Origin of the sequence: Paenibacillus forsythiae T98 (genome assembly GCF_000520735.1) — a bacterium.
Classification (GTDB): domain Bacteria; phylum Bacillota; class Bacilli; order Paenibacillales; family Paenibacillaceae; genus Paenibacillus_AQ; species Paenibacillus_AQ forsythiae.
Map to the genome: position 1 here is coordinate 50,367 of NZ_ASSC01000752.1, position 12,007 is coordinate 62,373.

At 51.9% G+C, this 12,007-nt stretch carries 11 protein-coding genes and 1 pseudogene; 3 read left to right on the top strand and 9 right to left on the bottom strand.

The window, feature by feature from the left end; translation table 11 throughout:
- Positions 1-4: 4 nt before the first annotated feature.
- Complete coding sequence (locus tag L692_RS0122935) at positions 5-1,288, bottom strand: Rieske 2Fe-2S domain-containing protein (RefSeq protein WP_025702305.1); 1,284 nt, start codon at positions 1,286-1,288, stop codon at positions 5-7.
- A 310-nt stretch (positions 1,289-1,598) separates the two neighbouring features.
- Positions 1,599-2,159 (bottom strand): NADPH-dependent FMN reductase, encoded by a 561-nt coding sequence (locus L692_RS0122940; protein ID WP_025702306.1) that lies wholly within the window; start codon positions 2,157-2,159, stop codon positions 1,599-1,601.
- Between the two features lie 604 nt (positions 2,160-2,763).
- Between L692_RS0122940 and L692_RS0122950 the strand changes: the two genes are divergently transcribed.
- Together L692_RS0122950 and L692_RS33880 are read left to right on the top strand one after the other, a co-directional pair.
- A complete protein-coding gene (locus tag L692_RS0122950) occupies positions 2,764-3,891 on the top strand; it encodes an acyl-CoA dehydrogenase family protein (protein WP_025702308.1) in 1,128 nt (375 codons plus the stop codon).
- Positions 3,892-3,917: 26 nt separating this feature from the next.
- Positions 3,918-4,043: a hypothetical protein gene (locus tag L692_RS33880; RefSeq protein ID WP_269636744.1), complete on the top strand. Its 126-nt coding sequence runs from the start codon at positions 3,918-3,920 to the stop codon at positions 4,041-4,043.
- Positions 4,044-4,533: 490 nt separating this feature from the next.
- Here the strand turns inward: L692_RS33880 and L692_RS32105 are convergent.
- Positions 4,534-4,710: pseudogene (locus tag L692_RS32105) on the bottom strand (amino acid permease); the annotation flags it as partial.
- A 279-nt stretch (positions 4,711-4,989) separates the two neighbouring features.
- On the opposite strand from L692_RS32105, the gene L692_RS0122965 reads away from it, so the two are divergent.
- The gene (locus L692_RS0122965) at positions 4,990-6,198 is read left to right on the top strand and encodes an MFS transporter (RefSeq protein WP_025702310.1); all 1,209 of its coding nucleotides are present in this window, start codon (positions 4,990-4,992) and stop codon (positions 6,196-6,198) included.
- A gap of 29 nt (positions 6,199-6,227) precedes the next feature.
- On the opposite strand, the gene L692_RS0122970 is transcribed toward L692_RS0122965, so the two are convergent.
- The 6 genes from L692_RS0122970 to L692_RS31425 all read right to left on the bottom strand — a co-directional run.
- On the bottom strand, positions 6,228-8,159 hold the full coding sequence (locus L692_RS0122970; RefSeq protein ID WP_025702311.1) for a XylR N-terminal domain-containing protein: 1,932 nt from the start codon (positions 8,157-8,159) through the stop codon (positions 6,228-6,230).
- An 89-nt stretch (positions 8,160-8,248) separates the two neighbouring features.
- The gene (locus L692_RS0122975) at positions 8,249-9,268 is read right to left on the bottom strand and encodes a 3-hydroxybutyryl-CoA dehydrogenase (RefSeq protein WP_025702312.1); all 1,020 of its coding nucleotides are present in this window, start codon (positions 9,266-9,268) and stop codon (positions 8,249-8,251) included.
- Positions 9,265-10,365 carry an NAD/NADP-dependent octopine/nopaline dehydrogenase family protein gene (locus L692_RS0122980; protein WP_025702313.1) on the bottom strand — a complete coding sequence of 367 codons (1,101 nt, stop codon included), beginning with the start codon at positions 10,363-10,365 and terminating at the stop codon, positions 9,265-9,267. Before L692_RS0122980 ends, L692_RS0122975 begins: the two co-directional genes overlap by 4 nt.
- A gap of 19 nt (positions 10,366-10,384) precedes the next feature.
- Positions 10,385-11,161: a class II aldolase/adducin family protein gene (locus L692_RS0122985; RefSeq protein ID WP_025702314.1), complete on the bottom strand. Its 777-nt coding sequence runs from the start codon at positions 11,159-11,161 to the stop codon at positions 10,385-10,387.
- Positions 11,162-11,184: 23 nt separating this feature from the next.
- The gene (locus tag L692_RS0122990) at positions 11,185-11,916 is read right to left on the bottom strand and encodes a LutC/YkgG family protein (protein WP_025702315.1); all 732 of its coding nucleotides are present in this window, start codon (positions 11,914-11,916) and stop codon (positions 11,185-11,187) included.
- Positions 11,909-12,007: lactate utilisation protein LutB domain-containing protein (locus L692_RS31425; protein WP_156940561.1), on the bottom strand; the 99-nt coding region annotated here is incomplete at its 5' end. The genes L692_RS0122990 and L692_RS31425, both read right to left, overlap by 8 nt.

Sequence of the window (12,007 nt, forward strand, 5' to 3'; positions counted from 1 at the left end):
GGAATCAGGTCTCCTCAAAATGTTTGTCAGTGCTCAGCTGAAAGCTTTCTTGAAGCGGGATAGCCTCTCTCCAGGTTTTTGTTTTCGAATCTACTGTTCCGCAGCTGAATAGTTTCTTTAATGGAATTTCGTGCAGTTCTTTTTCTTTCTTCTTTAATCCCTTCACCTGCTCAAGCAGCATTTTGCGTATATGAATGAGTGGCAAATCACTAGTTCCCAGATGCTCCTTGGAGCGGTCAACGATTGGCCCCATTGTCTCCGTTACCGCATGGTCCTGATTGGCGATTCCGCGAATTCCCGAATAATTTCCATCAATCATCAAGTCGCGGTCCTGCTCATAATCGTTTCCAAGGTTACGAAGCTTACGGAAGTTTTCATCCAAGATTAAGCCTCTTCTTTGGCTTTGCCCTGCCCCGTCAATCGGTTTATTATGGGAGAATTGGACATCCCAGCTCCATGTGCTGTGGTCATCGCGCGGAATAAATGCATGCCACATGCCATCCTCACCCTCCATCCGCGGTGGAAAGGTATAGAATGGGAAAATATAATGAATTTCCATAAAAGCAAAATTGTCCTCATCCTCAACGCCAACACCTATGCAACGTTTACCGTAATTCGTATTCTCAACCGCTTGTTTAACCGGAGGATTCTTCACCAAAGGATGAGATGGATTGATCCCCAGATCGCTGCTTAATAATTCGCTGCTAATATTCTGTTCATTCAAAGCCTTATGCAAAAAAGCGGCATGCACATAATCCACATCATTTTCCATAACCTGAAGGTAGTTGCATTCCTGCCAAACACGTTCTGAAATCAGTTGATCGTCAGGGAGACCCATCCAGTAAAATTCAGGGAACGGCGGTTCGGATTCTTTGGGACCAAGGTATCCCCAAATGATGCCGTTCTTTTCTTGCACCGAATATGATTTTAAATGAATTGCTTTTTTCATTTTGCTTTCGGCCGGTTCTGAAGGGATATCCAAACAGTTTCCTTCCACATCAAATTTCCATCCATGGTAGATACAGGTTAAACCACAATCAGCGTTAATACCTAGAGATAAAGATGTACGACGGTGTGGACATTTCTCGTCAACGAGTCCCACTTTACCTTCCGAATCCCGGAAAATGAGCAAATCTTCTCCCAAAATTTTAATTTTCAACGGCTTGCCATTCGGTTCTGCAATCTCATTCGAGTTAACGACTGGAATCCAGTATTTGCGAAATAATTCGCCCATGGGTGTGCCCGCATCCGTTTGGGTTAAGAGTTTGTTATCTTCAGTTTTTAACATGTGGTTGAACCTCCTATTTTTTTGCTGGAAATTTAGCATTCGTATGCAATTAATAAAATTGCGTAGAATATAAATAAATTGGCTTTAATCAAATTATACGAACTTTTACAGATCAAAATTGTAAAGCGATTTACACAAACTCATTTTTTGTCGCAAAAAAACAACCCCAGAGCGGCTAAGGCTCCAGGGTCTAGTTTCCCATCCAAAATACGGTTTATTTTCTAAATCCCGCTCACTCCACGTAGCCGTCAGAGAATAACTCCACGCGTTTGCCGCCTGACTCAAATACATTTTGATGACCTTAAATGAACTATACGACCTCTTCGCTCTTCGCGATAACTTTTAAGGCTTTTTGCATCATAACGACTTCATCGGCCAAATTATGAATTCTTTCCAGAACCTCCGCGTCGATGATTTCATTTTGCTTATTAAAGTGATCATTTTGAGCATAAACATAGCCCGGGGCCACGAAAGCTCTAAAGTAACCGGCGATCGGCTTCAATTGATTCTCAACGACAAGATAATGCTGGTAGGTTCCCCCTGTAGCCACAAAGCCCATCACTTTATTACGCAAAGCTTGTGGGTGAACCAGATCAAACAGATTTTTTAGTGCTCCTGTAATGGATCCTTGGAAAATAGGCGTACCAATGATATAAAAATCTGCAGAAGAAACGAGATCGATAACCTTTTTCGTATCTCCCGTGTAAGTAGACGGATCTCGCCCATCGCAAAACTGCACATCGAATTTTTTTAAATCCAGCAATTCAACCTCTATTTCCGGGTAATCCGCTTGTATTTTTTCTAACACTTTATTCACCACAACGACTGTTTTGGACCCTGTAATCGTTCCGGAAATCCCTAATAGTTTCATCTTCTGCTCTCCTCATATTTTAAATAATGGTTAGTTGCTTCTATTATAATTTGAATCACTCAAGTTTATTGTAAAGAAGTTTACTTATTTCTTGTTTTATTGAATCTCTCCCATATGCCACGGTTCCTAAAAAAAACTCCGGTATGACTTATTCATAGTTGTTTAATGAGACTGATCGATTCATACAGTAAAACCTAAAAAATACAGCAGGGTCCGATTGGTTTCTTCAAAATGTAAATTAATTTAATGTTAGTGGTGTGGAACAAACAGTAACATCCTTTAACAAATCAATTGATTGAAGAGGTGATTTGCATGGCTGAACGAAGTGATTTCCGGCTGGAAGCAATACGATATTACGCTTCTAGGAACTTTTGATAGAGATATCCTTACTGCCGGTCATGCGGGAGATAAGGGCTATCACGCCGTATTACTTTACGATGTTCCGAATTTGCAGACAGTAACAAATATGACTCACGTATTCCGCGCTACCGGAATCGACCGTTATTTCCGTCTTAAGGCCATCATTGGGCGTCCATTCTTCTTATTGGAATCCTAACGCCGCAAATATACCCCTAAATTAAAACATCCAAAGGAGGAAACAATCATGAAAGTTGAAGTGCAAAGTCCGAACCTGCTCAACCGCGTACTTACCGAAATCCGCGCCCGACGGGACGAATTTGACGCGAAGCGGCACGTGCCTCGGGACATGGTAGCGCAACTAAAGCAACTGGGCGTCTTTCGTGCTGCTACTCCGCGTTGCTTTGGCGGCGATGCCAGCTCGCCCTCGGAATTCCTCAGGCTGATCGAAACCATCTCCGAGGCTGACGGCTCCGCCGGATGGGTGGCGAGCTTCGGCTCTGCTGGGGTCTACCTGGCGGCCCTGCCGCGCGACACGCTCGCACGCCTTTACGCAAATGGGCCGGACTTGGCGTTCGCGGGCGGCCTGTTTCCAATCCAGCCCGCAGAGAAGGTCGAGGGCGGCTGGCGCGTGAACGGTCTCTGGAAGTTCGCGAGCGGCTGCAAGGGCGCCGACATTCTCGGCGTCGGTATTGGCGCCGGGGACGGCGGCAAGCCGCGCACCGCCGTGCTCATGCCCGAAGACGTGGAAATCGTCGAGAACTGGGAAGTGTTCGGGCTGCGAGGAACGGGCAGCCATGACCTGCGGGTGAAAGATGTTTTCGTCTCTGACGAAATGACCTTTGTTCGTGGCGGTGTGCCTTCTATCGATGAGCCGCTTTACCAGTACCCATCCATCGCTTATGCGGCACAGGTACTGGCGGTGGTCAATCTTGGCGTCGCCCGCGCCGCGCTTGATGAAGTTTCTCGAATGGCCGGTGGCCGTACTGGCATCACCGGTGCACCGAAGATGGCCGATCGCGCTTACCTGCGAATCGCCGTGGCAAAGTCAGAAGCCTCGTTAAGGTCGGCGCGCGCCTTCTTCTACGAGGCCACCGATTCTGCTTGGGACTCGATCCTGAGGGGCGAAGGTGTCTCCGCTGACCAAACAAGCATGCTGCGTCTGGCATCCGTACAAGCTACCCGCGCAGGCGCGAGCGCTGTTCAGTCAGCCTACCTGCTTGCCGGCACCGCAGCGATCTACGACGGGCACCCACTGCAGCGCTATCTGCGCGACGCGATGGTCGTGACCCAGCACGCGTTCCTCAGCGAAAGCATGTACGACAACGCCGGCTCGGTATTCCTGGGCGTGCCGCCGATGCCCGGCTACATCTGACCCTGCCAACCGGCAAAGGCATCGAGGTGTGGAGGGGATTCAGCGCCATGATGACCTCGCTGGCGATGCTGCCCGGCGTCACGATCCTTGGAACAATCGACGATGACAGCCTGATGATCTGGCCGTCGACTATGCGAAGCAGGATGGCCTGATCAAGACCTTCAAGATTGAACTGGAATAAACATGCTCCACTGCAACTTCAGAAGGGGAATCTGTTGCAATCAGTCCCGCCTGCCTTACCATGCTTCGACGCTCTCACGAGTCTGCTCGCTGATCTCGAACTATACCGGTCGCTGTGTCTTCTGCTGCACCCTGCTTGGTATCAATCTTTCCACCTTGATTGAGAAACTGGAGAAGGGCGAATTATAAGCCCTTTTCTAAGATAAAATCCGAATTCCCATTAAAAAAACCAGCATCCCGATTCGTGATTGCAACGACTTAGAATGTTTGTTTTGCTTTAATGGATTGGGTCCTAATATGTCGCAGACCCATTTGATCTTTCTTCTCCTCCATTTGAAAGGCAAACCGTCATCCGAGACTTGGATATGGAGGAGATCCCTCTTCTTTTGTATGTCGAATTTTCAATGTTATCCCATTTCCAACTTCATGCATAGGGAAGAATTTTATCGAATATTTGATCCCAATTCGCGCTCCTTCGCCCCAGCCCATAGCTGCCGTCATATAGCCGGCCCCTGTTAGCGCAGCCACTGGAGCGCCGATCGGCACCGACAAGAGAAAAAACCAGCCGACCAGCGCTCCGGCCTTTTGACCGAACGTAAGCGTAACAAAATAGGAGACCCCTCCGGCGTTCGGAAATTTATTCTGCTGTTTGCCATCAAGGAACACTCCTCTTCCATTTTTCGATCAACTGACTGTCACGAATAATGATTCGACGTTGTGTTTTCGTACTCCTTGCAATAAAGGGATCCGTCGCACCCTCGGTTCGTGAACTATCCTTTTCATACAGTTCCTGAATGAAAATTCCGCGCCGTTCGTCAGATTGACCCGTAAAGTTTATGCCCATATAGTTAAAGCAGCAACTAAGTATCCTTGGCCCCAATATTTTCGATAACCGGGATCAAAGCACGGAGGGACTTGATGAGGATACGACAGGAACAACAAAAGCCCAAGCTGTGGACTCAAGATTTCATATTATTTACCTTCTCCAATTTTCTGGTCTATTTAAACCTGCAAATGACGACGGTCTCGTTGCCGGCCTACGTCTCCCATAAATTCGGCAGCAGCAGTGTGGCGATCAGTTTTGTCATCAGCATATTTGCGTTATCTGCCATTCTAACCCGCTTCTATGTTGGAAAAACGGTAGTAACAATGAACCGGAAAAAGCTATTGTACACCGCTCTGTTCTGTCTTCTCGTTGCAACGGCGGCATTTTACTGGCTGCCTTCCGTACTTCTGTTTCTGCTCTTCCGTTTTATTAGCGGCATCGGCTTCGGTATTGCGACGACAGCCTTTGGAACGATGGTCTCGGAAATCGTGCCTGCCCAAAGAATGGGAGAAGGGATGGGCTACTTCGGCTTATCCACCGGCTTGTCGATGGCGCTCGCTCCGGTTGTCGGCATATGGCTGCTCACTCAGTACGGTCCTTCGGGATTGTTCGGCGTCGCAACCTCACTCGTCCTATTCACGCTTCCGCTGATTTACTGCATCCAAACTTCTTCAGCCCTGCGCCGCGCAGATTCGGCGGAATTAAGAACATCGGGGATGCTGGAATGGATAGACAAAAGCATTGCTCTTCCCTGTACGCTTAACTTGTTGCTTTCGTTTACATATGGCGGACTGATTAGTTATATGACCTTGTTTGGCAATGAAATCGGGGTATCCAACGTAGGCTGGTTTTTCTTGTGCAACGCTTTGATGGTCATGCTTGTACGGCCCTTCGCCGGACAATTATTCGACCGAAAAGGGCACCGGACCGTGTTGATTCCGGGCGGATTGATGGTGCTGATCGGACTGCTGCTGCTGTCCGCGGCCGATTCCATGACGGTACTGCTGCTTTCATCCGTTTGTTACGGCGCCGGCTTCGGTACGCTACAACCGTCTTTGCAGGCATGGACAATCAATCGGTCGCACCCTCAGAAACGGGGAGCCGCTAGCGGGGCGTTCTTCAATTCGATGGACGTCGGCATTGCCGGCGGTTCCCTCAGCTTAGGCATTATCGCGTCCCAAGCAAGCTACGCCGTGATGTACCGGGCGTCTGCGCTGTTTATGGTGCTGTTTTTGACCCTGTACGGTTTGTCACTCGTTCGCGTCAAAAGCCGGCAGGCATCCTCCTCCCTTAAGGAATAATGATGCCTGCCGGCTTTGTCGGCTTGAACTTACACATTCACTTTCCCAAGCACCAAAAAAATTTCCAGCGCCAATTGGACTTCAAAGCGGCTTATCGAATTCGACAGATCGATATCCGATAGCTGCTTGATCCTCTCGAGCCTGTAGCGCATGCCGCTGATCGACACATTCAGCATCCGCGCCGTCTTGTGCAGATTGCATTCGTTCTCAAAATAATAATAGATCGTTTTTAAAAATTCTGCCCCGTATTTCTGATCGTACTCATAGATGGATCCGAGCAGATTGGCGGAATACTGTTCCAACTCTTCCGGCCGCCGGGCATCGAGCAAAATCGTCAAGTGGCGGATATCTGACGAAAGCGTGACCTGGCCGTTTTTCCGTTTCATTTTCGCGATTTCGGTCGCTTTGACGGCGCCGTTAAACGCTTTGGACAAGGAGGACAGCTCGCGGCATACCTCGCTGATGCCCAGTACGACGTTCACGGAATCGTCCAATGGGTCAAGCTTCCCGATCATCGTTTCCCCGAATTCCCGCACGGTCAATTTCAGCTTGTCAACAAGCGCTTCCGGGATGAGCGCATGGATACAGTCCAGTCTTGTCGAGAACAGCAGGCGAAACCCTTTCTGTTCCGCCTGATCCGAGAGCAGCTGCATGATCTTGCTGCTCAGCGCGGTGGAAATTTCGTTATCCTTCATCAGCACTTTATTTCCGACAATCTCAAACTGAAAGACGAAAACAAAATGAGGCTGGCTTAAATCGTAGCCCAAATAGGCAAGCCTTCTGGAAACCGAATGGTTGTCGGCGGTCGGGTTAAACAGCTCATCCAGCAGCTCGCCCTTCAAGCGCTGTTCGGTCTCCGTCACGGTCCGCTCGTTCAGCATCTGGATCGCGCACGTATTGGCCGACCTCTCGAGCAGAACCGGCTCCAGTTCGCCGAAAGCACCTTCGCATTTCAGCAGCGAAATAAAGCCCAGCATTTGATTGCGCAGCACGATCGGCGTCACAAGCCGGATATGCGGCAACTCGTACGGCTCGTTAATTTCAAGCTGGACCGTGCATCGCTCCGCCAGCATTTTGTTGATTTTGTCGCGCTGATGGCCCGCCTTCAAGAAATAAGGATGCTCCATGATTCTTTTCAACGAATCGTCCGAAATGTCTCCGAAGCCGTTCATTCGCTCGAAATGATGATTTTCGATAATGACGCCGCAGTGCAGGCTTTCACCCAATATTTTGGCCATATCGTCCAGCCCTTTTCCCTGCAAAATAATCCGGGTCATTTCCTGGCTGAGCGTTGTCACCCGGTTGAGAACTTCCTTCTGCTTCTCGATCCGCTTGTAGGCAAGTTCCAGCTCATCCTCGATCTTCTCCTGCTCATAGTCGATCAGATCCTCGGAAATATCCTTTCCCCATTTTTCGAGCGTCTTCCCGACATAACGGCAGCGCGTGTCGCCTTTGCCGATGCATTCCACCTCTTTGAAAATCACTTTCTTGCCCAGCGTTTCCGTGCAGTAGCCGCTCGCATAGCCGACCAAAAAGTAGCATACCGGCTCATGATAGAGCGGAAAATGCTTTAAATATTGCAGCGCTTCATAGGAGTTGACCCAAAAGCCTTCGACATCGAACAGGCCTTCGCTTTTGTTAATGTTGAGCCGGACCGGCGTCGAGAAGACGCGTCCGGCGATACTGTGCATTTTCGATCCGGCCAAAATCCACTCCAAATCATCGTCCCAGCTGAACATGTCATTTAAATACTGCGCTTCGCTCACACCGAACTTCCAGCCGTAGCGCATCAGAAACCGTTTGGCCCTTTCCATGCCGAGCGCGACAATCAAATCTCTGCATAGCTGCCCCCACGCTTCCGTGCTGGTCAGAATCATTCTCCGGTCTCTTAAAAAAAATTCGCCCTCTTCTTTGCCGAACTGGACCAGATCTTTAAGGGACATGGTGCTTGCTTTCGTCAACGTCCATCTCTCCCTTGATATCAGCATAGAGGAAGATTAAATAACATGTTGATAATCAACATTGTAAAAGGACTGCTTTCAAGCGTCAATCATTTTTGCGCCAAATTGCCGGATGCTGCCGTAATTTCCCCGGGAGCAGGCATTAGCCCGAGATGGCTGAGCAGATCGACGAACTTCTTCATCGTTTCCTGCTGATAGGCGCTTAAGTCCCGGGATGAAAAATCGTAAAACCCTTGCCCCGCTTTCATACCGGTGCGGCCGCTTGCCATGTTCCCGGAAATAATTGCAGGGGAAGCGAACCGGTCGGCGGATAAAGCGTTCTCCAAATAACGGTCAGCGTAATACAAAATGTCGCCGCCGCCCCAGTCAATAAACTCGAGCAGCCCTAATATGGCAAAACGGATGCCCAAACCGATCCGAGAAGCTTTGTCGATATCCTCCGGCGACGCGACTCCCTCTTCAACAAGTCTGGCCGCTTCGTTCATCGCCAGCGCCTGAATGCGCGGCACGATGAAGCCGGGAGACGGCGCGCATTTAACCGGCACTTTGCCGACGCGCTCCAGCAGCGCCAGCATGCCGTCCAGCACCTCTGGATCCGTTGCGGCGCCAGGGCTCACTTCCACCAGCGGAATCAAATAAGCAGGATTCAGCCAGTGCGTATTCAGAAACCGCTGCGGACGGGCTATGTAAGCAGCGAGCGTATCCACTGCAAAAGTGGACGTGGTGGAAGCAACCGTCGCTTCCTCTCTGGCGGCGGCGCCGATCCGCTCGAACGTACTTTGCTTTACGCCCAGAATTTCCGGCACCGCTTCGAACACCACATCCGCCTGCGGCAGCGCCGTCTCCAATTCACTGGAGTCATGGTAGGTGATCTGCCCCATCATCGTTTCGACGCTTCGCTCATCCATCAGACCGAGCGAAGCGAGAAACTTAAGATTGCCGCGGATCTGATCGGTTGCTTCCTGCAAGATGCGCGCCGATTCCGCCTCGCTGCGCACTTTGATGTCGATCAGATCGACCGGGTGGCCGGCATACGCGAACACCTGCGCAATGCCGATCCCCATCCGGCCGGCGCCCACTACGGCGATGCGGGCTTTATCCCCGTTCATAATGCAACCTCATGTTCAAGACCGCGCGTAAGCAGCCGCTTCATTTCCGGCGCGGATAAACGGTCGAGCCCAAGCTGCTGCAGCGTCCTGCCCGTCTCCGCCAAATCTTCGCCGGCGACAACCGATGCGACTGCCAGCAGTCCCCGCGCCACCGGTGCCGGCACATTCGCCCAGGTCGCCAGCGATACGAGAAAAGCGAGTCCGCAGGCGATATCCTCCCGCATATAGCGGTGCGTCGCCAGCTCGAGATCCTCGCGCCAGTCCGCGCTGTCGACCAGCTTCTCGTGCGCGGCGTTGCCGTACATCCATTCGTCGCCGTCCTTGCTGTAATGATCGGCAAGCGGAAAATGCGGGGCGCCGTATCCGAGCGCTTCGCGAATCGCGATCCGCTCCGCATCAAGCGCATCATGCACCCTGCGGATCGCCGGCTGCGTCCCTTCATTATGAATATCCCAATAGTCAAAATGCTCGATCGGCCCAGCATTCATCAAGATGAGCGGCGGGTGAATAACCGGTCCCGCGTTCATCAGCGCTCCGTCGAGCGCGTCCTGCATCCGTTCGACGGCCGGAAACGCTTGTTCCAGCACGGAGAAAGCATGTTCGGAAAGCTCGCTCGGAAACACGCCGGTAGGCAAACGGGTCGCCCGGCCGGAAATGGCGACCGTATCCGGTCCGTGCTTGCGGGCGAGATACGGCAGCGTGCCCGTTTCCGCAAAGGCAACGTTCGCCGTGCAGCCGGCCTCTTGCAGCGCTTTGGCCATCACATAGCTGCCGAACGTGCCCGGAGGCAAATAAATGACCTGCCCGTCTTGAAGGTATGGAGCCATCTCGCGGGCGAGCGATTCCTGCGCAAAAGCCGGCAGCGGAATCAAGATTAAGGCGGCGTCTTTAATAATGGGAGCCAAATCCGTGCCGGCCATCGCCAGCTTCACTTCTCTTTCGCCTGCTGCGTCCTTCAAGATGAGCGCTTGTTTTTCCATCACGGTCTGAAAAGCGGAACCGTCTCTTCTCCAAAGTCTTACACTGTGTCCTTGTTCCGATAAATCGGCAGCGGCCGCATAACAGCCGTTCCCTCCGCCCAACACCGCAATTTCCATAATCGATGACCTCCGCTTCTTAGTCGAACAAATCCGGCTGCAGCTTCACAATTTTATCCCACAGCGGCTGGAAGCAGCACCAGCCGACCAGTTCGGTGCCAATCTGATCTCTCGTGCCGGCGGCCGCTTCGGGACCAATTGGGATCGGCGGCGTCAGCGCCGCTTCCGCCATCAGCTGCGCCTGGCAGGAGCGCTCCATCGTGATGTACCACCAGGCGGCCGACTCCACCGTATGACCGACCGTCAGCAGCCCGTGATTTTGCAAAATCGCCGCTTTTTTCGATCCTAGCACTTTCGCAATCCGGTCCCCTTCTTCCGTCTCATACACAACTCCGGAATAATCGTTGAACACGCCATGATCGTTGTAGAAAGCGCACGCGTCCTGGGTCAGCGGGTCGAGCGGACGGCCGAGGGTCGAAAAAGCTTTGCCGTATACGGAATGGGCATGCGCAGCGGCAATGACGTCCGGACGGGCTTCATGAATGCGCGAATGAATGGCGAATGCGGCAACGTTAACCATGCCGCTCCCTTCCATGACCTCCCCTTTATCGTTGACCAGCAGCAGATCGGACACCCGAATCTGGCTGAAATGTTTGGCGAACGGATTGACCCAGAAATAATCGGGATATTCCGGGTCCCGCGCCGTAATATGTCCCGCAACGCCTTCGTCAAAGCCGAACAAGGAAAATAAGCGGAACGCTCCGGCGAGACGCTGCTTCCGGTGCAGCCTTTCCGCTTCCACGCTTTCAAATTTCATCGGATACATGTGCTGAATCAAATCGACATTTGTCGCCATTGGAGTTCCTCCTCTTTAATCCGTTAATCTTGTAATAAGATAATATGAACTTTTCCGGGACCGTGGACGCCAAGCGCCAGATCCGCTTCGATATCTCCGGTCCGGCTCGGGCCGGTGATGAAATTGATGCAGGCGGGCAAACCTTCTGGAATGCGGCTGCGAACGAAGGACATGCCATCCGACAGCCGCGGATAAATGAATCGTTCCGGCAAAACGGCTACGTAAACCGGCGGAAGCAGGCTGATGAGCCGGCCGCGGCCGCCTCCGTTCATCAGCAGAACGGTACCGGTATCCGCCAGCCCCATTTCGGCAAACGTAATGCCCATATCCGCACTTTCCGCAAATGTCCGCAGCTCCCGCTCATTTTCCATTGTCCGCCAGAGCCGGTGATGGATGCCGTTTCGATTCAACGTTGACTCCAGCTGCAGCTCGTGCAACCGCCCATCGTCCCAGCTGATTGCGGATCGAACGCCGTTCTTTGCAATCACATCGGACAGAACGCGCCCGAAATCCGCCCTGGACACTCTGTTTACTGCCGCGTTCAGTGCTGACAATTGCTCCATAAACTGCCGGATCAGCTGTTCACGTTCGGCTGCCTGCCGACCGCCAGCCTCCGCTTCCGGGTTCAGCTCCTGACCGGAGTCTTCCCAAGGCTTCCGATCCCATGATGGCGGGGAGACCGCTGTGCGGCGCTTTCGTCCGAGCTTCTCCGCGATCGACCCAAGAAACGCGGCCTGCTCCACCGGCTCATTCATCGCGGGCGCCCCCTTTCTCTTTCCACCAATCGCGAAAAGACTGCTTGGCCGGCTGCGGCAGGTCCCTGCCGGCCGTCCATCCGGCCAGCAA